We start from the raw sequence: 23,905 nt of genomic DNA, 5'->3' as shown, positions 1-23,905 counted from the left end.
GAAATCCATGGTTCACCGTCCTGTTGGTGTTGCGCAGAACACCCCCTTACGCAAAAAAAGCGGCGTGTTCGTGGCGCGGGGTCAATGTTCGGGAAGGGAACGCCGGGAGGATACCCCCCGGCGTTTCGTTTTTTCAGGCCACCAGGCCCTTGGTCAGCTCCAGCGCCTGCCGTTCGAACAGCCGGCGGTAGATGCCGTCATTGAGGCGGATCAGCGCCTGATGGTCACCCTCTTCGACAATCCTGCCCCTGTCGAAGACCAGCAGCCGGTCCAGCGCCCGGACCGTGGAGAGCCGATGGGCGATGACGAGCGTAGTGCGGCCGACCATCAGCCGCTCCATCGCCTGCTGGATCTGCACTTCGCTTTCGCTGTCGAGGCTGGAAGTGGCCTCGTCCAGTATCAGCACCGGCGCATCCGCGAGGAAAGCGCGGGCGATGGCGACGCGCTGACGCTCACCGCCGGACAGCTTGACACCGCGTTCACCCACCATCGTCTCATAACCTTTCGGAAGGGACATGATGAAATCATGGGCGCTGGCCTGTTTCGCCGCCTGCTCGATCTGACGCCGCGTGGCGTCCGGCCGACCATAAGCGATGTTTTCCGCCAGCGTGCGGTGGAACAGGATGGGCTCCTGCTGCACGATGGCGATCTGGCCGCGCAGGCTCGATTGCGTGACGCCTGCGATATTCTGGCCGTCGATGCGGATCGCGCCCGACTTGATGTCGTAAAGCCGCTGGATGAGCTTGACGAAGGTTGTCTTGCCCGAACCGGAATGGCCAACCAGACCCACCCGTTCACCCGCCTTGATGGTGACCGAAAAGTCATCGTAAAGCGGCGTGGGATGCGCGCCATACTGGAAGGTAACGTGATCGAAGACGATCTCGCCCTTTCCAATTCTGATCGGCCCTGCATCCGGCCTGTCCTCGATGCCGAGCGGCATCTTGTCCAGCAGCACCAGTTCTTCCATGTCGTTGACGGCGCGTTGCAGGTTGCGGATATCCTGCCCCACATCGCGCAGATAACCCTGCAGCACGAAGAACATCGCCAGCACGAAGGTAATGTCGCCCGGCGTCGCCAGCCCCTTTTGCCACATGATGAGACCCGTACCCAGAATGCCGGCCTGCATGGAGACCATCATGAAGCTCTGGATCGTGCCGTTCAGCGTGCCGCGCTTCCATGTCCTGCGCGTGCGGTTGTCCCACTTCACCAGCACATGGCCCAGCCGCGTTTCCTCACGGGTCTCGGCACCGAAGGCCTTGACCACCGAATTGCAGCTGATGGCATCCGCCAGCGCACCGCCAAGTCTGGTATCCCAGGCATTGGCAAGCCTTGCCGCCGGCGACACATACCCCATGGAAAGGCCGACCGTAACGCCGATATAGATCAGCGATCCGAGACCGACGATCAGGCCCATGACCGGCCAGTAGCTGCCGAGCACGATGGTGGCGCCCACCAGCATGACGATGGAAGGCAAAAGCGCAACGAGCAGCAGGTCATTGAGCGAATCCAGCGCCCACATGCCGCGCGTGATCTTGCGGACCGTGGAGCCGGCGAAGCTGTTGGCATGCCAGTCGGTGGAGAAGCGCTGTACCTTGTGGAAGCCGTTATTGGCGACATCCGCCATGATTTTCAGCGTCAGCCGGATGATGCCGTTGAAGATGAACCAGCGCAGCACCACGCTCACCAGCCCCAGCGCCACCACGATGACGAAAGCGCGCAGCGCCTTATCCGCCCCGTTGCCGGCCCCATTGCCGGCCTCGGCGCCACCGGCAATGGCATCGACGATCTGGCCCGAAAAGACCGGCACCATCACTTCGGCCAGCGTGCTGGCAATCACCAGAACGATGATGAAACCCACCAGCGCCGGCCGATGACGCCAATGGTTGAAAACAAAGCCGAGCACATGTCGATAGGCATCGGCGCGGAAATCGAGCTTCTTGCGAGTCATTTTTACCAGCCCAGCGCCCTATAATCGGCGACCGGTCCTCAAAACGGAAGTTGGATGGCACAGCCCGGGCGGGAGACGAAGTGATCCCGTCAGATCAATCGGGCTATGGGGGAAGTAAAACCGCATGTCGGGCGCGCTCAGGGCGGGCCGCGAATGGATATGACCTAGTGTCGGGTCATTCCCTGCGGGAGGGTTTCGAAGAATGCTGGTGTCATGCAACGCCTCCCTTTGTTCGATCTGACGCGGTAACGAGATTTGTAACTCAGCGGTCGGAACTTGCCAAGCGGGTTTTTGCAACCGGCTGGTGAGTGATGCGGAATGGCCACACCGGTTGGGTGCGTCACTATAAATCGTGGCCGATGCGACAATGGCATCGGCCACGGCTTTGTCAGGTCGTTATTTCTGTCCGCAACCGGCAGGATGTGCGGCGGAAAATCGGGATGGTATCTGCCGTTACCGGTCAGTCCATCTGCACATTCGCGTCCTTGACCACCGGTCCCCACTTGGCGATTTCCGCCGCGACGTGGGTTTTCAGCTCATCCGGCGAAGAGGCGACGATCTTGGCGCTGAATTCCGCCATGCGTGCGGCAACCCCCGGATCGGCAAGCGCCTTCTTGGCCGCGGCATTCAGCTTGTCGACCACCTCGGCCGGCGTGCCGGCAGGCGCAAAGAGCGCATTCCAGGTATAGGTCTCATAACCCGGCACCGTCTCGGCGATTGTCGGCAGATCCGGGAAGGACGAGGCGCGCTCCTTGGTCGTGACGCCGAGCGCCCGCAACGTGCCGGATTTGATATGTCCGGACGAAGACGGCAGATTGTCGAACATGATGGAAATCTGGTTGCCGAGCAGATCGTTGAGCGCCGGGCCTGCGCCCTTGTAGGGAACATGCTGCATGCTGACACCGGCCATGCTCTTGAACAGCTCGCCGGAAAGATGCAGCGGGGTGCCATTGCCGGAAGAGGCATAGGCATGTTTGTCCGGTTCGGCCTTCAAGAGGGCAATCAGTTCCGCCACGCTGTTGACGTTGAGCTTCGGATTGACGACCAGCACATTCGGCACCACCACGAGCAGCGAAACCGGCGTGAAATCCTTTTCCGGATCGTAAGGCTTGGTCTTGAGAATGAGCGGGTTGAGGGCGTGGGTGGCAACCGTGCCCATCAGGATCGTATAGCCGTCGGGATCGGCGCGGGCCACGCGGTCGGCACCGAGATTGCCGCCGGCCCCGGCGACATTTTCAACGACGATCTGCTGGCCGAGCTCATCACCCATCTTCTGTGCGATAACACGCGCGACCACATCTGTGGAGCCGCCCGCCGCGAAAGGAACGACCAGAGTAATCGTTCGATCGGGGAAGCCCTGCGCGACCGCAGCCGTTCCCAGCATGCCGAAAGAAACCGCCGCAGCGGCAAGTTTCAGCACCATGCGCCGTTTTGAAGACCGGTAAATCATGAACCCTCCTGTAACATGGCCTCCTCGCCATGGGCGCATAGTAGCTAAAATGCACCTCAGGGCAACCCGCAGGCGGCCGGCCGCTCCCGGCAGGCTTCGGGAGAAAGAGGATCGTTATGATTTCAGGCGCTCTTCGACGACCCGCCAGTTGACCAGCTTGTCGAGCACGGCGCGAATATGTTCGGCCTTGCGATTTTCATAATCGACGTAATAGGCATGCTCCCATATGTCGATGCCGAGATAGGCCGGGCGACCGACAGCGACGGGATTTTTGCCGTCCTCATATCCGATCAGCGCGAGCCGGTCGTCGTCGCCGCGCGTCAGCCAAACCCAGCCGGTGCCGAAGACCGTATCGGAGACATCGACCGCGCGTTTAATGAAACCATCATAGCCACCGAAGGTCTCGTCTACCGAAGCGGCGAAATCGCCCGTCGGCCGGTTCGGCCCGCCCGGTACGAACTGATCCCAATAGGCGACATGGTTCCACGCCTGTGCGGCATTGTTGAAGATCTTGACGTCCGCCGCCTCTTTCGACCTGGCGGATTGCGTCACGATATCCGCCAGCTCCATGTCGGCATAGGGCGTGCCGGCGGCAAGCGCATTCAGCTTGTCGTAATAGGCCTTGTGGTGTTTTCCGTAATGAAGACCTACCGTTTTCGCCGAAATAACTGGCGCGAGATCGGCCTCGGCGAAAGGAAGTTTGGGCTGCATCAATGGCAATGCGGCACGCGCGATATGCGGGCGGGGAAAGATTGCAGCGGCGGCGGTGGCTGCGCCGGCGGTGAGAATCGTGCGTCTGGTGATGTCCATCGTATCCTCCTTATGAACGGTGATACGGGACTAACCCCGAACTGCGGTCCGGGTTTCCTCACATTGAAGGCAATTCTGTCGCAGGCCATGCTGATTTGCAGCAGGGACGCTGTATTCACACCCTCCCCAAGGGCGGATGAACCTCACCGGCCCATATGAGAAAGGCCCTCCCGACGCGGAGAGGGCCTTGCCCCATCAGTATCGATAATAATCGCGACGATCGCGGTAGTCGCGATAATCTCTGCGGTCGCGCCACTCACGCCATTCCCGTCTGGCCTGACGCTCGCGCCGTTCACGGCGAGCTTCCCAGCGGTCGCGCCGGTCCCAGCCGCGCTCATAACGCGGTCCGTTCGGACGGCAATAGCCGCGCGGGGTCAAATGGAAGCCGCGTCCGCAGGCATAATCCACCTTTTGAATGTGGGATGCCGAAGGTGCAGACGGTTGACCGACAGGCATGGCGTTAGCACCGGTGCCGAACAGGGCGCCGAGAATTAGTCCGGCGGTTAGAATCATCTTGCGCATCTTATCTCCCTCCTTGTGGGGTGAGGGGATTTAGCGCCCCGCCGGGTGAACTGCGGCTGAATGAATCGTGATCTTTTCGTGGCACGGACGCCCGCGCCCGATCACCGGCCGGCTCTTTTTTTACCGACGTTTTGCGGAGGATTTTCCCCTCAGCTAGCCAGGGCCAGAACAAACGCGATGACGATCAGCAAAGGCCCCATCCACCTGAAGTGACGAACAACCGGCGGCTGATTGACCGTATTTTTTGACAGCGGCAGATAACCGAAGCCGACGCATGTCATCCACAGGCCTGCACAAAACATGATGAATTCGTCGATATAGGCTGCGATCATCGCTCCCCTCCCTCCGATGCTAGTGCGATCACTCTACCTGCCCGGCAACGCCTTTAGTAGGGCCTGCTTTCGAACGGCCACCCGGACAGGGCGTGCCGGCGATGCCTGTCGGCAGCAACCGTCACGAAAGCGTTATGGAAAGACATTAGAACCGCCGCCGGCCCGTTCAAAAAATGCACGGCTGTGCAACGACCGGCCAGAGCCTTCCCCATCTTTCCGGGGGCAGCGCTCAGCAGTTCCACTCGCGCCGAAAACATCGGAGACATAGATGAAACGCCGCACCTTTATGATGTCCGCCGCAGGCGCCGCCGCCGGTCTCGCCCTTGCACCGCGCATGAGCTTCGCGGCTCCGGGCACGATCGACTGGTACACCAGTTCGGATACGAATATCCTCGATTTCTGGTCCAATACGATCAAGCCCGCCTTTGAAGCCGCCAATCCCGGCCTGAAGCTCAACCTCGTCGATGCCGGCGACAGCGCCGGCATCACCGCCATCGGTGAGCGCGCCATCGCCGCAAAGCAGACGGGCACCGATCCGCAGGCCGATTATTTCGAAACGGCCGATCCGCTGCTGCCCACCGGCGGCATCGATGCCGGCATCTATGTGAACATGGCGAAAGCCGGCCTCTCCAACTATTCGCGCGTCAACCCGCTTGCCATCCGCAGCGAATACAGCCTGCCCTATCGCGGCAGCCAGGTTCTGCTCGCCTATGACACCAGCAAGCTCAAGCCGGCGGATGCACCGAAGACCTGGGATGAACTCGTCAAATGGATCAAGGCCAATCCCGGCCAGTTCGTCTATAACCGTCCCGACAAGGGCGGCTCCGGCGGTAACTTCGTCCGCCGCGCCATCCATCAGGCCAACGGCCTCGACCCCAAGGCCTTCACGGTCGACAATTACACCCAGGAAGCCGGCGACAAGGCTCTCGGCAAGGCATGGGCGCTGCTCAAGGACATCGCCCCGTCGCTCTATGACAAGGGCGCATATTCCTCAGGCAACACGCAGTCGCTGCAGCTGCTTTCGCAGGGCGTCGTCACCATGACCCCTGTCTGGTCCGATCAGGTGCTGAAGGCCATCGATCAGGGCGTTCTGCCGCAAGAAACCGGCCTCGTCCAGCTTCAGGATCTGGCGCTTTGCGGTGATTTCTCGCGCGCCGTGGTGCTTGCCAACGGCGTCAATCGCGATGCTGCCCTGAAGCTCGCCAATTTCGTGCTGTCGGAAGAAATTCAGGGCGCGATCCTCACCGAACTCGGCGGTTTCCCCGGCGTTTCCTGGGACTATGTGCCGGCCGAACTGCGCAAGCGTTTCGCCGACATCATCCCGCAGACCATTCCGACCTTCCCGGCCGGCAAATGGGAAACCGCCATCAATGATGGCTGGTATCGCAACGTCGCTCCCAACGTCGACCGCAAGTCGTGACCGAGGTTGCGGAAGGAGCGGTTCGCCCGCTCATCGACAATACGGCAGGCAGGAGGCCAATCGGCCTCCTGCTCGTCGCCATTCCCGTCTTCCTGATGATCTGGCTCGTCATCTGGCCTGCCATCAACGCCATCGGCCGCACCGTCTGGCGCACCGGAGCGAACGGTGAAACGGGTGTCGATCTTTCGAGCTACGGCTTCTTCTTCTCGGACCGCTACAGCCTCGACAATCTTGCCGTGACGTTGTGGACAACAATGGTCTGCGCGATCCTCCTGCTGGCGATCTGCCTGCCGATCGCGCTCTACCTGCGCTTTTCGCAAGGCCGCCTTTCGGCTTATGTGCAGGCGCTCGCCATCTTCCCGATGTTCGTGCCCTCCATCATCCTCGCCTTCGCCTTCATCCGCGTTCTCGGGCCCAACGGTATGGTGGACATATTGCTCAACGCGGTCGATCTGCCGAAAATCCGCACGCCCTATCTCACCCCGTGGGGACCGGTCATCGGTCTTGTCTGGGACAATATTCCGCTGACCGTTCTCATCCTGCTCGCGGGCCTCGGCAGCGTCGCCAACCAGTCGGTGGAGGCGGCACGGGATGTGGGCGCAAACGCGCTTCAGGTCTTCTGGCACATCATCCTGCCGCGCATTTCCAATTCCATCCTCGTGGCGCTTTCCTTTTCGGTGCTCGGCATTTTTTCCTCCTTCACCCTGCCCTATCTTCTCGGACCGGCCTCTCCCGAAATGCTCGGCCCCTTCATGCAGCGCACGCTGCGCGAAGTGCAGGATCCTATCGGCGCCATGACCCAGGCCGTCATCGCTTTCGGTTTCTGCATCGCATTCGGCCTGTTCTACGTGCGTTCGGTCACACGCAACCAGGGGAAATGACATGACGACCCTTACGTCGGCGCGAACGCGCATGGACTGGCCCGGCATATTTTTCGCCACCCTTCTCACCGTCGCCATCGTCGGGCCGCTGCTTGTGGTGGGCACCTGGGCATTCACCGAGGTCTGGCGTTTTCCCAACGTCATTCCCCAGCAATTCGGTTTCCGCTTCTGGGGCCAGACGCTGGGCCGCGCCGATGTCTGGAACGCCCTGATGCTGAGCCTGCGGCTGACAACGGTGGTAACGCTGCTTTCAGCGGTGATCTGCCTTCCCGCCGCCTATGCCTTTGCGCGCATGAGCTTTCCCGGCCGTAACCTGCTGTTCTTCTCTTTCCTCGCCGGCCACGCCTTCCCGAAATTCGGGCTTCTGGTGGCGATTGCCGCCATTTTCCTGCAGCTCAACCTCATCGGCACCTTCTGGGGCGTCGTTCTCATCCAGCTCGTCGGTACGCTGATGTTCATGATCTGGATTCCCGTGGCGGCATTTCAGTCCGTCGACCGGCGCATGGAAGAGGCCGCCCGCGATGTCGGCGCCAGTCCGCTCAGGGTCTTCTGGTCGATTACGCTGCCGCAGGCGGGACCGACCATTGCCGCCGCCGTGCTGCTGAGCTTTGTCGGCACTTTTTACGAGACGGAAGGCGCATGGCTGATCGGTGCGCCCGGCATTCGCACCATGCCGGTGCTGATGATCAGCTACATCAACAACCAGATGGTTATCCAGTATGGCGCGGTCCTCTCCGTCCTGCTTTGGGTGCCGTCCTTCATTGCCCTCATGTTCGCCCGCCGCGTCATCGGTGGCGGCGCATTCGCCCGCGGTTTCGGCGGTTAGGAAATCATCATGTCCGTACTTCACATCCGCCAGGTCACGAAAACCTATTCCGGCGGGACCAAGGCAGTCGACAGTTTCTCGCTCGATGTCGCCGATGGCGAACTCGTCTGCCTTCTCGGCCCTTCCGGTTCGGGCAAATCGACGCTGCTGCGCATGGTCGGCGGCTTCGAGCAGCCGACGGGCGGGCAGATCACCATCGATGGCGAAGATGTCACCCACCTGCCGCCGGAGCGGCGGCCGACCGGCATGGTGTTTCAGAGCCACGCGCTCTGGAGCCACATGAACGTCTTCAAAAACCTCGCTTTCGGCCTCAAGCTGCGCCGCATGCCGGCTGCCGTCATCAGAGAGAAAGTGGAGGCGGTGCTCCAACTCGTCGGACTTTCCGGTTATGGCGAGCGCGCCACCGGCCAGCTTTCCGGCGGCCAGCAGCAGCGCGTAGCGCTCGCCCGCTCGCTGGTTCTCGAACCGAAAATACTCCTGCTCGACGAGCCCTTCGCCAGCCTCGACCAGCATCTGCGCGAGCGGCTGCGGGAAGAGGTGCGCGATATTCAGCAACGTCTCGGCATCACCACGCTGTTCGTCACCCACGGTCAGGACGAGGCCCTTTCCATGGCCGACCGCATCGTCGTGATGGCGAATGGCAAGACCGAACAGATCGACCGGCCGAACGTCATCTACCGCGAACCGCAGACCCCGTTCGTCGCCGGCTTCATCGGCACGATGAACCTGATAGAGGGCGAGGTTTCAGACGGAAATTTCATGCGTGCTGACTTCAGCCTGCCGCTCCCCGTCTCCGACGGACCGGCCATTCTCGCCGTTCGCCCGGAAGCCATCGATCTGACGATTTCCGAAACGCCGGAAGCAAGTGTGCACCGGGTGACGGATTATGGCACCCACGGCCTTGTCGACCTTGATCTTGCCGATGGTACAAGGATCAAATCCATGGTCGCCCACCCGGATATGTTCCAGACGGGACAGGGCGTGCAGATTTCGCCCCGTGCCGTCACCGCCTATCGCGACAACCGCCCAATCTACCGGAGCTGACATGAACCAGCCGATCCTTATCGACCGCGACGGCCACAGAACATGGCTCAAATGGCATCGCGCCCGGCGTCGTGCCGAAGATCCGGTCTTTACCGGCGAGCGTATCATCGAGGCGATGCGGCTCGGTGCGAGCATCGAGGTCGATCTCGTCATCCATGGCAATCACGGCTGCGCCGTTTTGCATGACCTGACGCTGGAGCGGGAGACCACCGGCACCGGCCGGGTGCGCGATACATCCGCCGCCACCCTGCGTCAGCTCCACCTGCGCGACAATGACGGCCAGCCCATCGATGCGAAGGTAATGCTGCTCGAAGACCTTTGCGCCCTGCTTGCCGAGGGCACCGTTCATCCTGACGCCCTGCTTCAGCTCGATTTCAAGGAAGACCGGCAGGCGCTTACCCCGCAGGTGGTCGCCGACTTCGGGGCGAGCGTTTCGCCAATAGCAAAGTCGGTGATCCTGTCGGGCGGCGATTTCGACGCCATCGCGACGCTTGCCGGCTCAGCCCCCGGCCTTCGCACCGGATATGATCCCTGCCATCGCGGCACGCTAGCCGCCCTGAAGGCAAGCGGAAACTATCCGGGCTTCATCGCAGACGCCCTTGCCACGGCACCCGATGCCGACATGATCTATCTCGCCTACGAGATCGTGCTTGCCGCCGAGGATGCGGGTGTCGATATCATCGCCCCCATCCACGCCGCCGGTCGCCGTGTCGACGCCTGGACGATCAACAGCGTCACACCGCAATCCATAGAACAGGTGAAACGCCTCTTGCGGCTTAAGGTGGACCAGATCACCACCGACGATCCGGAAGGGCTCGCCGAGGTTTTTAGCCGATGATAGTCAATTACAGCACCATCCTCGACCATATGGTCGCCACCGCCCGCGAAGCCGGCGCATTGACGCTCGACCATTTCAGGCGCTTCCGCGAGATCGAGATCGGCGTCAAGGGACCGGGGGACTTCGTTTCCGACGCGGACAGGGATTCCGAAACACTGATCCGCGACCGTCTGCTCGGGCAATATCCCTGGGGACTGACCGGCGAGGAATTCGCGCCCGTCGAAGGGACGGATCAGGATCACCGCTGGCTGGTCGACCCCATCGATGGCACCACCAATTTCCTCTTCGGCCAGCACTATACCATCACCATCGCGCTTCGCCGTGGCAATGAAACGACCTGCGGGCTGGTCTACAATCCCGTTTCCGACGAGATGTTCACCGCGATCAAGGGAGACGGCGCCTATCTCAACGGCGAGCGGCTGCGGGTCAATGCCAGCACCGATGTCGCCCTGATGTGCGTCGGCACCGGCCTGCCCACGCCCAATCTCCAGCTTTATCCCGGCGCCTATCAGCGCCTAGACGCCGTTCGTGCGCCCATCGGCGCGGTCCGTGTGGTCGGCAGCGCCGCCAATTCCTGTGCTTACGTCGCCTGCGGCCGGCTGACCGGCTATTACGAGGAAACGGGCTTTGTGGACACGGCAGCCGGTATTCTGCTGGTGCAGGAGGCCGGCGGCATCGTGACCGACTGGTGGGGACGCGGACCGGAATTCTATGAAAAGACCGGTACGCTGATCGTCGCCAATGCCGCGACCCATGCCTATCTTATGGAGCACCTGCGCGGCGTTCCGCCCAAGAACCCCGCATAACGGCTTCCTGTTCGGAGCATCCATGCCGCAACAATCGTCTCAGGCCACCTGCACCAGGTGGCCGGGCGAAACCGTCCTGTAGTTTCGCACCGGCGTTTCATATCCCATGGCCCGTATCGGGCTTTTCAGCTCGTCATTGGATATGCCGCGCCTTATCCCGCGCCTTGCCGGGTCCGGCACCGGAACGGCGGACATCAGCTTTTTCGTATAGGGATGCTGCGGATTGTCGAAAACCGCCGCGCGCGGCCCGATTTCGACAATCTCCCCGAGATACATCACCGCCACACGATGGCTGACGCGCTCCACCACCGCCATGTCATGGCTGATGAACAGGAAGGCGAGGTTGAGGCTCTGTTGCAGGTCGAGCAGCAGGTTGCAGACCTGCGCCTTGATGGAAACATCGAGCGCCGAGACGCTCTCATCGGCGACGATAACCTTCGGATCGAGCGCAAGCGCACGGGCAATGGCAATGCGCTGGCGCTGGCCGCCCGAAAATTCATGGGGGTAGCGGCTGGCCATATCGGCGGACAGGCCTACCTTTTCAAGAAGATCGGCAGTCTTTTCCTTCGCCTGTCTGCTGCTGCCGAGTTTGTGCTTGATGAAGGGCTCGGAAATAGCCGTGCCTATCGTCATGCGCGGATTGAGCGAGGAGAACGGGTCCTGAAAGATCATCTGCACGGATTTGCGCATATTGCGCAGGCCGACCGTATCGAGCCGCATCACGTCGTAACCATCGAGCGACACGTCGCCGGCCGTCGGCTCCACAAGCCGCATGATCGAGCGGCCGGTGGTGGATTTTCCGCAGCCGGATTCACCCACCAGCGACAGCGTTTCACCCTGAAACAGATCGAAGGAGACGTTTTCGACGGCGTGAACCGCACCCGTCTGGCGTGCCAGCAGGCCGGAACGGATGGCAAAACGCGTCACCAGGTTTCGGACCGACAGAACCGGCGTCTGCCCGCTCGCAACTGTTCCGGCCACCTCCTGCGGCTCGCTCGAAAGGCCGGTTTTCATGTCGAGCACCGGAAACCGTGTCGGCCATTGCCGGTCGCGCATTGAGCCGAGCTTCGGCACCGCCGAAAGCAGCGCCCGCGTATAGGGATGCTTGCCACGCCGGAAGATGTCCTCGGTCGGTCCGGTCTCGACTTCATCGCCGCGATACATCACGATCGTCCGGTCGGCGATTTCGGCCACGACGCCCATGTCATGGGTGATGAAGAGGACGGACATGCCCTCCTCTTCCTGCAACAGTTTTATCAGGTCGAGGATCTGGCCCTGAATGGTCACGTCGAGCGCCGTCGTCGGCTCGTCGGCGATCAGCAGTTTCGGCCGTGAAGCGAGCGCCATGGCGATCATCACCCGCTGGCGCATACCGCCGGAAAACTGGTGCGGATATTCATCGAAACGGCCGGAGGCGTTGGGAATGCGAACCTTTTCCAAAAGCCGCACCGTCTCCGCCCGTGCCTCCTGCTTCGAAAGCCCCTTGTGCCGGATGAGGACTTCGGAAATCTGGCGGCCGATGGTGAAGATCGGATTGAGCGAGGTCATCGGCTCCTGAAAGATCATCGAGATATCGTTGCCGCGCACGCCGCGCATTTCTCTTTCGGAAAGCGCAAGAAGGTCGCGCCCGTTGAGCAGCACTTCACCCTCGATCCGGCTGGAGGCCGGGGCAAGCAGGCGCATAAGAGACAGCGACGTCACCGATTTACCGGAGCCGGATTCACCGACAATCGCGACGGTTTCGCCGGGCGCGACATCGAAGGACACATTGCGCACCACGCTCTTCCACGCGCCATCGACGAGGAAGGAGGTGGTGAGGTTGCGGACGGAAAGGACTGGTTTTGTCTCCATGGTCTCACCGTCCCACCGCATAGGCCTGCATCAACCGCGGTGTTGCGGCGGCGCGCAGCAGACCATCCGCATCGCGACGCGCGGCGGTGAGCCGCCCGACCGACCATGCATCGGCAACAGTGACGCGGTGCCCGCGGCGGCGAAGCTCCTGCAGGGTCGCTTCGCCCACCGTGCTTTCCACGGTAATCTCACCCGGCGAACTGGTGCGCGGATAAAACGAGCCCGGAAAATGCGCGGTGTGGAACAGCGGCATATCGATGGCGGCCTGCAGGTTCTTGCCGTGATGAGCGTAACGCAGGAAGAAAGGCAGTTGCCATTGGTCCTGCTGATCGCCGCCCGGCGTGCCGAACACCATCGCGGGACGCCCCTGATGCAGCGCAAGCGAAGGCGTCAGCGTGGTGCGCGGACGTTTGCCCGGTGCAAGCGAGGTCGGCAGGCCTTCCTTCAGCCAGAACATCTGGGCGCGGGAATTGAGCGCAAAACCGAGGCCGGGCACGATGGGCGAGGATTGCAGCCAGCCGCCGGAAGGCGTGGTGGAGACCATGTTGCCCCAGCGGTCGATGACATCGATATGCACCGTATCGCCGCGCTTCTCCGTCAGATGCGACATGGTCGGCTCGTAGACCGTGCCGGTGCCGCTCATCTCGGCCAGCATGGCCATGGTGGCGTCCACCTGCTTTTCATAACCCGGCACGGTGCCGGGGCGCAGCTCCAGCGAGGCCTCGCCGCTTATCAGCGCGCGGCGGCCGGCATTGTAGCCTTCGGACAGGAGATATTCCGTCGGGATCTGCCCGAATTCCGGATCGCCGTAATAGACCTCGCGGTCGGCAAAGGCGAGCTTCATGGCTTCGACGATGGTGTGGATGAAATCGGGACCGGAGGGGTCCATGGCCGCAACGTCGAAACCTTTCAGAAGCGCAAGCGATTGCAGCAGAACCGGACCCTGCCCCCAGGCGGGCGTCTTGGCAATCGTCCAGTCGTGATAGTCGAGCGTCTGCGGCGCTTCGACGGTCGCGCTCCAATCCGCCATATCCTGCGCCGTCAGCACACCCTTGTGCTTAGCACCGCTGGCATCCATGACTTCCGCTGTCCTCACGTAACCGTCGATAGCTTCCGCAACGAAACCCCGATAAAAGGCATCGCGTGCCGCCTCGATCTGGTTTTCGCGGCCGGAGCGCGCTTCGGCTTCGGTGACGATCCGCTGATAGGTCGCGGCCAGAACCGGATTTCGGAAATTGGCGTGAGGCTCGGGCGCCGTGCCACCCGGCAGCCACGTCTCATGGGATGTCGGCCATTCCTTCTCGAAGAAATCGGCCAGACCCTTGATGGTGGCGGAGACGCGCGGCAATGTCGGATGCCCGTGTTCGGCATAGTAGATGGCCGGTTCCAGCACGTCGCGCACGCTCATCGTGCCATAGTCGCGCAGCATCAGCATCCAGCCGTCGAAGGCGCCGGGAATGACGGTGGCGAGCAGCCCGTCGCCGGGGATCAGCTTCAGCCCTTCCGACGTGTAATGTTCAATCGTCGCACCGCTTGGCGCCGGGCCCTGTGCGCAGATGACTTCCACCTTGTCCTTCTGCTTCGAATAAAACACGGCGGGCATATCGCCGCCCGGACCGCACAGATGCGGCTCGACGATCTGCAGGACGAAACCGGTGGCGACGGCCGCGTCGAAAGCATTGCCGCCCTTTTCGAGGATCGCCATGCCGACGGCCGACGCGATCCAGTGGGTTGAGGTGACGACGCCGAAGGTGCCAAGGATTTCAGGGCGTGTGGTGAATTCATTCATTCGGATATTCCTTGTAAAAGATCATGCTTCGCGCGGATCGAGCGCGTCGCGCAGGCCGTCGCCCAGAAGATTGAAGCCGATGACGACGAGGAAGATGGCGATGCCGGGCCACATCGTCATCCACGGCGCCTGGCTGAGGAAATTCTTCGCGGTATTCAGCATCGAACCCCAGGAGGGCGCCGGCGCCTGCTGGCCGAGGCCGAGGAAAGAAAGGCTCGCCTCCGCGATGATGGCGGTCGCCACCGTCAGGGTCGCCTGCACGATGATGGGGGCAAAGACATTCGGCAGGATGTAACGCGTCATGATGTCGATGTGGTTGAGGCCGATGGACCTTGCGCCTTCGACATAGTCTTCGGTCTTGACCGCCAGCACCTGCCCACGCGTCAGCCGCACGAAAATCGGCATGGCGGAAAGGCCGATGGCGATCATCGCATTGGTGAGGCTCGGGCCGAGGAAGGCGGCAAGCGCAATCGCCATGATGAGAAACGGCATGGCCAGCAACGCTTCGGTGATGCGGGATATGACCATATCCACCCAGCCGCCGAAATAACCTGAAATCAGGCCAAAGGGCACGCCGATGACCACGGCGATCATCACCGAGACCACGCCCGCCATCAGCGAGGCGCGCGCGCCATAGATCATGCGGGAAAGGATGTCTCGGCCGAGATCGTCGGTGCCGAGCCAATGGGCGGCCGAGGGCGCCTTGCGGATGGCCGACCAGCTGGTCGCCACCGGATCGGCAATCGGCAGGATCGGCGCGGCGATGGCAAGGACTGCGAAAAACAGCACGATAACCATGCCGACAAGCGCCGATTTGTTGCGCTTCATCTTCTTCCAGGCGCGGCTTTCCTGCCGCGTTACCGCTACGGAGAGGTTTTGATCGAGAACGGTCATGATATCGGGGCCTCAGATCGTCGCCCTGAGGCGGGGGTTGAGCAGGACATAGGCAATGTCGGCCAGAAGGTTCATGAGAATGAAGCCGACGGCGGTGCAAAGAACGATGCCCTGCACGACGGCGTAATCGCGGGTGAACACCGCATCGACCGTCATCTTGCCGAAGCCGGGAATGGTGAAAATCTGCTCCGTCAGCACCGCCCCGGCCAGCAATTCGCCGAAGAGCAGCGCCAGCAATGTGATGACGGGCAGAAGCGCGTTGCGGAAACTATGCGACAGGATGATCTCGCGCGGCGAAAGACCCTTGGCGCGGGCGGTGCGGATATAGTCGGAACTGAGCACCGCCACCATCGCCGAACGTGTATGCCGCATCAGCGTCGCCGCAAGCGCGTTGCCCAGCACGAAGGCGGGCATGATCATGGTTTCGATGGAACGCACGGGATCGACAAAGATCGATTCATAACCGGATGCCGGTAACCAGCCGAGTTTCACCGACACCAGCAGGATCAGCATGATGCCGAGCCAGAAATTCGGGATGGAGAGGCCGGAAAGCGCCACGATATTGGCCGTGTAGTCGATCCACGTATTCTTCTTGACGGCGGCCAGAATGCCTATGGGAATGCCGATGACCATGGCAAAGAACATCGCCATAACAGCCAGTTGAATGGTGACCGGCAGCTTCTGACCGATAAGCTCCAGCACCGGCTGGTTGGTGCGCAGCGAAATACCGAAATCGCCCGTCACGACGCCGCCCAGCCAGTTGACATATTGCAGCGGCACAGGGTCGTTCAGGCGATATTTCTCCCGCAGGAATTCAATCGTCGCCGGATCGCGCTCCTCACCAGCCATGGCGAGCACCGGATCGCCCGGCAGCAATTTCTGCAGCGAGAAGACGAAGATCGAGATGATCAGAAGCGTCGGGATCGCGACCAGCAGTCGCTTGCCGATATAAACAGGCATGGCATGGCCCTCGTTCGTGCCAATTCGTGAGGGCCGCACGGCAAGGCCGTGCGGCGCATGCGAAGCGTTCAGTCCTTGGAGACGCCGAGAAGGCGGATCATGCCATCCGGCGACGGCGCCCAGTCCTTGACCTTGTTGGAAATGGCATAGGCATAGGGCTGGTGACCGAGATAGATGATCGGCATGTCATCGTTGAGGATGACGCTTGCGGCATCGTATTTTTCCTTGCGCACCGCATCCTCGGTCGAGGCGCGGGCCTCGTTCAGCAGCTTGTCGACCTCGGGATTGCAATATTTCACATCGTTGATGCCGCCCTTGCAGGTGACGAACTGATGCAGATTGCCATCCGGATCGATACGTCCCGACCAGTCGGAACGGCTGAGCTGGTAGTTGCCGGCCGTCTGCTCGGACAGAAGCGTCGCAAATTCCGTGGCCTTCAGGGTGACGTTGAAGCCCGCTTCCGCGACCATCGACTGGATGACCTGCATCATCTGCGTCTGCGTCGTGTTGTTGGCGTGTTGAAGCTCGATGTCGAGCTTTTCGTAACCCGCCTCCTTCATCAGTTGCTTGGCCTTGTCGATATCGCGCGCCGGCACCGGCAGATTCTGGTTGAACCACGGGCTTGTGGGCGGGAAGGCCTGATTGCCTGCCTTTGATGTGCCCTCGAAGACGATCTGGCCGATCGCTTCCCGGTCTATCGCATAAGAAAAGGCCTGACGCAGGCGCTTGTCCTTGCCGAGCGGATTATCCGCACGCGAACCATTGTTGATATTGACATACATGGCCATGTAGCCCGGTCCGATGACATCCGCATAGGTCAGATTGGCGTCGTTCTTGACGGACTCGGCATCGGAGGCCGAGATGCGCTCGGCGATATCGAGGTCTCCCGAGCGAAGATTGGCAAGCTTCACGGTCGTATCCGGGATCGGCAGATAAACGACCCTGTCGACCAGAATCCTGTCCTTGTCCCAATAATCGGCGAATTTCTCGAGCACGATACGGTCCTGCTGGATGCGCTCGACGAATTTGAACGGCCCGGCGCAAACCGGCTTCGAACCGAAATTCGCGCCCAGTTCCTTGGCCGCCTTCGGCGCGACGATCATGCCGGCGCGGTCGGAAAGCTGCGCAAGCAGCGTGACATCCGGCGTCTTCAGGGTGAATTTGACGTCCAGCGGCCCGGTGGCTTCGACCTTTTCGACCGAGGAAAGCTCGCTCTTGCGGCGGGATTCCGGCAGGGTCATGTTGCGCTCGATGGTGGCGACCACAGCCGCCGCATCCAGTGTCTCGCCGTCGTGGAATTTCACGCCGTCGCGGATCTTCATCGTCAGCACCTTGCCGCCCTCGGACCAGGCCCATTCGGTGGCAAGCTGGGGAACGATCTTCATGTCTTGCGAGATGTCGACGAGCTTGTCACACATGGCGGTGTAAACGATACGCCCGACGAAGGTGCGCGATTGCGCGGGGTCGAGAACGTCGGCGTCATCGTTAAGGCCGATGCGCAATTCGGACGAGATGGCTGGCGTGGACAGGAATGCACCGGCCAATAAGGCGGCAGTCAATGTCTTGATTTTCTTCATGTTCTATCCTCTGGTCAGGTTATCTTTGTTTTTCATTGGCCGGCCCGGAAAGGCCGGCAGGTCTGCCCTGCTGCCTATGAGGCCGGCGTGAGCGGATTGTCGGCATCGCCCGTGCTGCGGGCGGCAATCTCTTCTGCGGTTTTCTCCTCCAGAAAGCCGAGCGAGGTGGCGCGGATCAGCCTTTCCTGATGCATGAGAAGGTGCTGGCGCATCGCTTCGCCGGCTCTTGCGGGGTCGCGGTCGGCGATGGCATCGACAATCGCTATGTGCTGCTCGAAGGAAGCCTTGCCGTTCGTGCCGCTGCGGCGCGCCAGTTCCCGTATCGATTGCCATGCATCGTCCTGGCGAATGCGGTTGACGACATCGAAGATGGACAGGAACAATTTGTTGCCGGCGCTCTGGGCGATCTGGCGGTGAAGCGAACCATCCCACAACTCTTTGGCGTCGGCATCCGTGCTCTGGCCGGTCTTCTGGACGAGGGCGCGCATGCGCTCCACCTCGGCGGGTTTGGCGCGCATGGCCGCAAGCTGCGCCAGTTGCGGCTCGATGCGCAGGCGCACTTCCATGATTTCCATGATGTCCGTGCCGGCGACCAGTTCCGTCACCTGGGCGGACCAATCGTCCGGCTTTTCGCCCACAAAGGTTCCCGCCCCCTGCCGTCGCCAGATCAGACCTTCGGCTTCCAGAACCTCAAGAGCACGACGGACTGCACGCCGGCCGACATTGAAGGTTTCCGCGAAGGCCCGTTCCGTCGGCAGGCGACGGTCTTTCGCAAGATCTTGCGTTTGAATGTACTCCCGCAACTTCGCCAGCGCGTAGTTGGAGTTATCGTTGGGGTTCACCGTCAAGTCGCACCATTTACTGAACCAATCCTATATTGGTTCATTTGGTGAGAAATTTTTGCCGTCGTCAAGCTTATTTTTGAGCGGCAATAATTGGCGCTCAAAATATGGGCATACGGCTTTTTTTGAAGGTGAAGGGTGGGCGTCATAGACGCACCCACCCCTCCTAAAGATCAAGGAAGAGCCTGATGCGCCCCGACAGGCGCTCGCCGGGGGCAACCGTCCCTAGACCCTGCCCTTCCCGCTGCGCCTGCGGCAAACCAAGCGCTCCGGCGGCCATGGAAACGGGCTCAAGACAGAGATAGCGCTCCATGCGGTGCACGGCGAGATGGCCGAAAACAGGATCGGCCTTAAGCCGTAGTGAAAACCTGTCGAAGTCTACCTGTGCGCTTGACCAATCGGCGAAATGCAATGTGTATCCCGTTGCGGCGGGAATGGCGGGCTTCGGGCGAGGTGCCGGCGGCTGGCCGGTTGGCACGTTCTGCGCGTCCAGAGGATATTGCAATTTGGCGTCCGTTCGCGCATCGCAACCGAGCCCGGCCGCCAGATAGGGATGCCAGCCCAGCGACATCGGCGCTGGCCCGTTCGCGCGATTGGTTATCGACAGTTCCACGGTAAGGCTGTCGTCTTCCAGCAGAAAAGACTGCTCGGCGCGGAAGGAAAAAGGCCACTCCCCGTCAGCCTCGTAGTCCAGTGCCAGTGAGACCCGATCCGAAGACAGATCTGAAATCTCCCACGGCCGGCGGTGAGCCGGGCCATGCATGGCGTCAGGCGCAAGCGCCGGATGCGGCAGCAGGTCATGGCGGATACCCGCATGGACGAAGGACCCGCCATATAGGCGGTTGTGATAGGGAAACAGCGGGTATGCGCCGGCCCTCGGCCAGTTGAACGGCTCGAACTCCTGCTCCGTTGTCGGCACCAGAATATCGCCGTAGTCCTTGTGCCGCAGATGGGTCATTCTGCCACCCCAGGCGGGGCGCAGGCGGGCAGAGAGCCGCCCGCAGGCAATCACAACGGTTTCAGGCGAAGGCATAGGAGCCGTCAGGCCGTTTCGGCACCCGTCTTTGCCAGTGAACATAGCCATCCTCCTGCATGGCTTTTTCATCCATCTCCACGCCCCAGCCGGGGCGGTCCGGCCTCAGTTCCAGATATCCGTCCTTCGGCAGGTAGGGGTCGACGACATAGCGGGTTTCATCCTCGCGTTTTTCAAGATCGGTGCCGCCATAAACGTAGCATTGCCCTTTCGGCAGCCGGTATTCGAGAATGCGGAAATTCTGCTGGGCGGCGGAGAAGTGCACATTGACGGCGGTGGCGAGCGGTCCCATCGGGTTATGCGGCGCGATGCTCACGAAATGCGCTTCCGCCAGCGTGGCGATGCGGCGCATCTCCGAAATGCCGCCAACAACGCAGATGTCGGGCTGGATGATATCCGCACCCTTTACCTGAAGAAGACGCAGGAACTCATTGCGATTATAGAGACTTTCACCGGTTGCCAACGTGCAGCTCAGCCCCTGTTTCAGGTCTCCCCACATCTCGATATTTTCGGGACGCAAAGGCTCTTCGAAGAACAGCGGGTCGTAAGGGGCAAGCGCATTGCCAAGCTGGCGGGCGGCCGCTGGCTCGAAAATCTTGGCATGGGCGTCGAAGGCGATGTCGTAGTCGGGCCGCACCGTTTCGCGAAGCGAGCGGAAATATTCGGCCGAACTGCGCACCACCTCCCCCCAGCGATGGGCGTGAATATCGACGCGCCATGGGCTGAGCTTGAAGGCCGTGAAGCCCCAGTCCTCGTTCAGACGGTCGAATTCCTCCTTTGCCGCCGGCGCATCCGGGGCCGTATAGACACCGGCATAGACCTTGATACGGTCGCGCACTTCGCCGCCCAGCAGCTTGTAGACGGGCACACCCGCCGCCTTGGCTGCGAGGTCCCAGAGGCAATGATCGAGCGCCGAGATGGCGGACAGACCGAGCGCTCCGGGCGGAAAGCGGTTCTGCTGGAGCAGGAGGTTGTAGAGATACTCCACCCGTGTCGGGTCCTGCCCGGCAAGGAAGCTGTAGAGGTAGTCCAGCACCGGCGGCAGGGCGAGATCGGGGCCGTGATTGTAACATTCACCCCAGCCGGTCAAACCGTCATCGGTATCGAGAGCGACGATGACGCGGGGGCGGTCCTTGTCGCGGGTGACGAATACCCGCATGCGATCGATTTTCATGCTTTTAGTCTTCCTCGTGAATGACAGCGTGCAACAGACCCGGCACTATCGGGCCACGGCCCCGTTCTTGACTTCTGATGGTTCGACGTAGCGGAATCTGCGGGTACGATCCCGGTCACGCGGGTCCGGGCGCGGAATGGCGGAAAGAAGCGCCTGCGTGTAGGGATGATCCGGCGCGTTGCAGACCTTTTCGGCGTCTCCCACTTCCACCAGCTTGCCGCGATACATCACCCCGACGCGGTCGCACATGTAGCGGATGACGCCGATGTCGTGGCTGATGAAGATATAGGCGAGCCCCAGCTCATCCTGCAGCCGCATCAAAAGATCAAGCACCTGGAACCGCACCGAAACATCGAGCGCCGAGGTCGCCTCATCCGCCACGATGATGCGCGGCTTCAGGGTGATGGCGCGGGCGATGCCGATGCGCTGGCGCTGGCCGCCGGAAAAGGCGTGCGGGTAACGTTCACGCCCGGCAGGGTCGAGACCCACCTGCTCCATCAGCGCGCAGACGCGTTCATCCAGTTCCCTGCCCCTGGCAATGCCGTTAACCAGCAACGGCTCGCCGATGACCTGCGCCACCGTCATGCGCGGATTGAGCGAGCCGAAAGGATCCTGGAAGACCATGCGCAATTCACGCCGCGCGGCTTTCAGCTCCGGACCTTCGATCCTGGCCAGATCGACCACGCTACCATCCGCCCGGCGATAGAGCATCGCGCCACCGCTCGGATCGTAAAGACGCATGATGGAGCGACCCATCGTGGTCTTGCCGGAGCCGCTTTCGCCGACGATGCCGAGCGTCTCACCGGGCAATAGCTTGATCGACACGCCATCCAGCGCCTTCATCTCGCCGAAATGCATGGAAAGGTCGTTCACTTCGAGCACCGGCGCAGCCGTTAGATCGAGCGGAGGCCGCGCAAGCCGGATTTCCGCCTTCTGCTCCAGCTTCAGCACGGAGCCGATCAACATGCGGGTGTAGGCGTCCTGCGGGCTGTGGAATATCTGTTCGACGGTGCCATATTCCTTGGCGACGCCGTGATGCATGACCAGCACGTCATCGGCAATCTGCGCCACCACGCCCATGTCATGGGTGATGAACAGCACCGCCATGCCATGCGCCTTTTGCAGCCGCGATATCAGGTCGAGGATTTCGGCCTGTGTGGTGACATCGAGCGCCGTCGTCGGTTCGTCGGCGATCAGGAGCTGCGGTTTGCAGGCCAGCGCCATGGCGATCATGGCACGCTGGCGCATGCCGCCCGAATATTGGAAGGCGTAACGATCCAGCGCCTTTTCGGGATTGGGGATTTCCACCTGCCGCAGCAACTCGATGGCCTCGGCCCGCGCCTGCGCCTTGCTCATCTTCAGATGCAGACGCAGGACTTCGGTGATCTGGTCACCCACGGTATGCACGGGTGAAAGCGACGACATCGGCTCCTGAAAGATCATCGCGATATCAGCGCCGCGCACCGAGCGGATTGCCCGGCTGCGCGGATCGAGCTTTGCCAGATCCAGAGAGGTGCCGTCGGCGCGGTTGAGGATGATCGATCCGGACGCAATGCGGCCGGGGCTGTCGATGATCTGCAGGATCGAGCGGGCGGTGACGGATTTGCCGGAGCCGCTTTCGCCGACGACGCAGAGCGTCTTGCCGGGATCGATAGAGAAAGACAGATCGTTGACCGCCCGGAAAACGCCGTTTCTGACCGGAAATTCAGTGACCAGATTGCGGACTTCAAGCAGCGGCTTGGCTGGCTTCATGGAGAGAATGTCGCTCATCCGGGGCCTCACTTATTATAGGGGTCGGCTGCGTCGCGCAGACCGTCGCCGAGCAGATTGAGCGCCATGACGGCAATGACGACCGCCACACCGGGCAGGAACAGCCAGGGTGCAGTCGCTATCGAGCGGATATTCTGCGCCTCGCGAAGCAGCACGCCCCAGGAAATGGTGGGCGGCTGGAGACCGAGGCCTAGGAAGGAGAGCGATGTTTCCGCAAGGATCATGGCCGGAACCGCAAGCGTGACCGAAGCGATGATGTGGCTCGAAAAACTCGGCAACATATGGCGGAAAATGATGCGCCCTTCCGGCACGCCATCCAGCCGGGCCGCGGCCACGAATTCTTCGGTCCTGAGCGACAGGAACCGGCCGCGGACGACGCGGGCAAGCTGCGCCCAGCCGGTCAGGGACAGGATGATGGTAATCATCATATATTGCAGCGTGGCAGGCCAGCCCTGCGGCAGGGCGGCGGCCAGCGCCAGCCAGATGGGAATGGTGGGCAGCGACAGCACGAAGTCGATCACGCGCTGCATGACGAAATCGATGCGGCCGCCGTAATATCCTGAAATGCCGCCGAGAACGACGCCGAGCAGCAACGAGAAGAACACGCCGACAAGACCGATCGACAGGGAAACCTGCGCGCCCTGCACCACGCGGCTGAAGACATCGCGCCCGAGACGATCCGCGCCGAAAAGGAAGAGCGGGCGCGTTTTATCGGTGGAGGCCAGCAGATGGATATCCGTGGTGAACAGGCCGAATACGGAATATTCGTAACCGCGACCGAAAAGCTGGACCGGGATTTTCTTCGCCGTATCTTCGACGAAGACCGCCGCCAGTGTTTCAGGATTGCGGGTCAGCTTCAGCGGATAATAATGCAGCCCGAGCGAGAAACCCTCGGTCGTATCGATGAAATGAACACGCTGCGGCGGATGGAAGGTGGCGCGGGCATTCTGCAGCACCGGATCGTTGATGGCGAAGAAGCCGGGCATCAGCGCGACGATATACATGGCGATGGTGATGAACAGGGCTGCCATGGCCAGCTTGTGGCGCTTGAAAGCCCACCAGATGAGCTGCCACTGCGAGGCGACGGCGGCGCGGTCCTGCCGGGCATTGGTGGTCATGGTGATATCGCTCATGGCGC

At 61.5% G+C, this 23,905-nt stretch carries 21 protein-coding genes; 6 read left to right on the top strand and 15 right to left on the bottom strand.

Annotated elements, in window-relative coordinates; genetic code table 11:
* Positions 1–133: 133 nt before the first annotated feature.
* From FGF54_RS24805 to FGF54_RS24785, 5 genes are all read right to left on the bottom strand, one after another.
* On the bottom strand, positions 134–1,948 hold the full coding sequence (locus tag FGF54_RS24805; protein WP_142781501.1) for an ABC transporter ATP-binding protein: 1,815 nt from the start codon (positions 1,946–1,948) through the stop codon (positions 134–136).
* A gap of 460 nt (positions 1,949–2,408) precedes the next feature.
* The gene (locus FGF54_RS24800) at positions 2,409–3,398 is read right to left on the bottom strand and encodes a tripartite tricarboxylate transporter substrate binding protein (protein ID WP_059756400.1); all 990 of its coding nucleotides are present in this window, start codon (positions 3,396–3,398) and stop codon (positions 2,409–2,411) included.
* Between the two features lie 114 nt (positions 3,399–3,512).
* Positions 3,513–4,208, bottom strand: coding sequence for a superoxide dismutase (locus FGF54_RS24795; protein WP_142781500.1), 696 nt, complete (start codon positions 4,206–4,208; stop codon positions 3,513–3,515).
* A gap of 195 nt (positions 4,209–4,403) precedes the next feature.
* Positions 4,404–4,730, bottom strand: a complete 327-nt coding sequence (locus FGF54_RS24790) for a GCG_CRPN prefix-to-repeats domain-containing protein (protein WP_142781499.1) — start codon at positions 4,728–4,730, stop codon at positions 4,404–4,406.
* 149 nt (positions 4,731–4,879) lie between these two features.
* The gene (locus FGF54_RS24785) at positions 4,880–5,062 is read right to left on the bottom strand and encodes a hypothetical protein (protein ID WP_020810615.1); all 183 of its coding nucleotides are present in this window, start codon (positions 5,060–5,062) and stop codon (positions 4,880–4,882) included.
* Between the two features lie 268 nt (positions 5,063–5,330).
* Here FGF54_RS24785 and FGF54_RS24780 point away from each other — a divergent pair, with 268 nt between their 5' ends.
* The 6 genes from FGF54_RS24780 to FGF54_RS24755 are packed head-to-tail and all read left to right on the top strand — an operon-like array spanning position 5,331 to position 10,877.
* Positions 5,331–6,482 (top strand): extracellular solute-binding protein, encoded by a 1,152-nt coding sequence (locus tag FGF54_RS24780; protein WP_020810614.1) that lies wholly within the window; start codon positions 5,331–5,333, stop codon positions 6,480–6,482.
* On the top strand, positions 6,479–7,363 hold the full coding sequence (locus tag FGF54_RS24775; protein ID WP_142781498.1) for an ABC transporter permease: 885 nt from the start codon (positions 6,479–6,481) through the stop codon (positions 7,361–7,363). Before FGF54_RS24780 ends, FGF54_RS24775 begins: the two co-directional genes overlap by 4 nt.
* 1 nt (position 7,364) lies before the next feature.
* Complete coding sequence (locus FGF54_RS24770; protein ID WP_142781497.1) at positions 7,365–8,189, top strand: ABC transporter permease; 825 nt, start codon at positions 7,365–7,367, stop codon at positions 8,187–8,189.
* Positions 8,190–8,198: 9 nt separating this feature from the next.
* Complete coding sequence (locus FGF54_RS24765; RefSeq protein WP_142781496.1) at positions 8,199–9,233, top strand: ABC transporter ATP-binding protein; 1,035 nt, start codon at positions 8,199–8,201, stop codon at positions 9,231–9,233.
* A gap of 1 nt (position 9,234) precedes the next feature.
* Entirely contained in the window at positions 9,235–10,071 is an 837-nt protein-coding gene (locus FGF54_RS24760; RefSeq protein WP_142781495.1) for a glycerophosphodiester phosphodiesterase family protein, read from the top strand.
* The gene (locus FGF54_RS24755; RefSeq protein WP_142781494.1) at positions 10,068–10,877 is read left to right on the top strand and encodes an inositol monophosphatase; all 810 of its coding nucleotides are present in this window, start codon (positions 10,068–10,070) and stop codon (positions 10,875–10,877) included. Before FGF54_RS24760 ends, FGF54_RS24755 begins: the two co-directional genes overlap by 4 nt.
* 39 nt (positions 10,878–10,916) lie before the next feature.
* Here the strand turns inward: FGF54_RS24755 and FGF54_RS24750 are convergent, their stop codons facing one another.
* The 10 genes from FGF54_RS24750 to FGF54_RS24705 all read right to left on the bottom strand — a co-directional run bounded on the left by FGF54_RS24750 (position 10,917) and on the right by FGF54_RS24705 (position 23,900).
* Positions 10,917–12,728, bottom strand: coding sequence for an ABC transporter ATP-binding protein (locus tag FGF54_RS24750; RefSeq protein ID WP_142781493.1), 1,812 nt, complete (start codon positions 12,726–12,728; stop codon positions 10,917–10,919).
* Positions 12,729–12,732: 4 nt separating this feature from the next.
* Positions 12,733–14,517 carry a gamma-glutamyltransferase family protein gene (locus tag FGF54_RS24745; RefSeq protein ID WP_142781492.1) on the bottom strand — a complete coding sequence of 595 codons (1,785 nt, stop codon included), beginning with the start codon at positions 14,515–14,517 and terminating at the stop codon, positions 12,733–12,735.
* Positions 14,518–14,538: 21 nt separating this feature from the next.
* Positions 14,539–15,411 (bottom strand): ABC transporter permease, encoded by an 873-nt coding sequence (locus FGF54_RS24740; protein ID WP_003521670.1) that lies wholly within the window; start codon positions 15,409–15,411, stop codon positions 14,539–14,541.
* Between the two features lie 12 nt (positions 15,412–15,423).
* Complete coding sequence (locus FGF54_RS24735) at positions 15,424–16,371, bottom strand: ABC transporter permease (protein ID WP_020810606.1); 948 nt, start codon at positions 16,369–16,371, stop codon at positions 15,424–15,426.
* Positions 16,372–16,439: 68 nt separating this feature from the next.
* Positions 16,440–17,948, bottom strand: a complete 1,509-nt coding sequence (locus tag FGF54_RS24730) for an ABC transporter substrate-binding protein (RefSeq protein WP_142781491.1) — start codon at positions 17,946–17,948, stop codon at positions 16,440–16,442.
* Positions 17,949–18,022: 74 nt separating this feature from the next.
* Positions 18,023–18,796, bottom strand: a complete 774-nt coding sequence (locus tag FGF54_RS24725) for a FadR/GntR family transcriptional regulator (protein WP_142781490.1) — start codon at positions 18,794–18,796, stop codon at positions 18,023–18,025.
* Between the two features lie 160 nt (positions 18,797–18,956).
* A complete protein-coding gene (locus tag FGF54_RS24720) occupies positions 18,957–19,823 on the bottom strand; it encodes an aldose 1-epimerase (protein ID WP_142781489.1) in 867 nt (288 codons plus the stop codon).
* A complete protein-coding gene (locus tag FGF54_RS24715; protein ID WP_142781488.1) occupies positions 19,810–20,997 on the bottom strand; it encodes a galactarate dehydratase in 1,188 nt (395 codons plus the stop codon). The genes FGF54_RS24720 and FGF54_RS24715 overlap by 14 nt, the downstream gene beginning before the upstream one ends.
* A gap of 45 nt (positions 20,998–21,042) precedes the next feature.
* Positions 21,043–22,767, bottom strand: coding sequence for an ABC transporter ATP-binding protein (locus FGF54_RS24710; RefSeq protein ID WP_168208235.1), 1,725 nt, complete (start codon positions 22,765–22,767; stop codon positions 21,043–21,045).
* Positions 22,768–22,775: 8 nt separating this feature from the next.
* Positions 22,776–23,900: an ABC transporter permease gene (locus FGF54_RS24705; RefSeq protein ID WP_142781487.1), complete on the bottom strand. Its 1,125-nt coding sequence runs from the start codon at positions 23,898–23,900 to the stop codon at positions 22,776–22,778.
* Positions 23,901–23,905 lie beyond the last annotated feature (5 nt).

The sequence above is a fragment of the Agrobacterium sp. T29 genome (assembly GCF_006970545.1).
Classification (GTDB): Bacteria; Pseudomonadota; Alphaproteobacteria; order Rhizobiales; family Rhizobiaceae; genus Agrobacterium; species Agrobacterium leguminum.
Note: the sequence above shows the minus strand (reverse complement) of the source record. Positions and strands in the feature narration are given on the sequence as shown.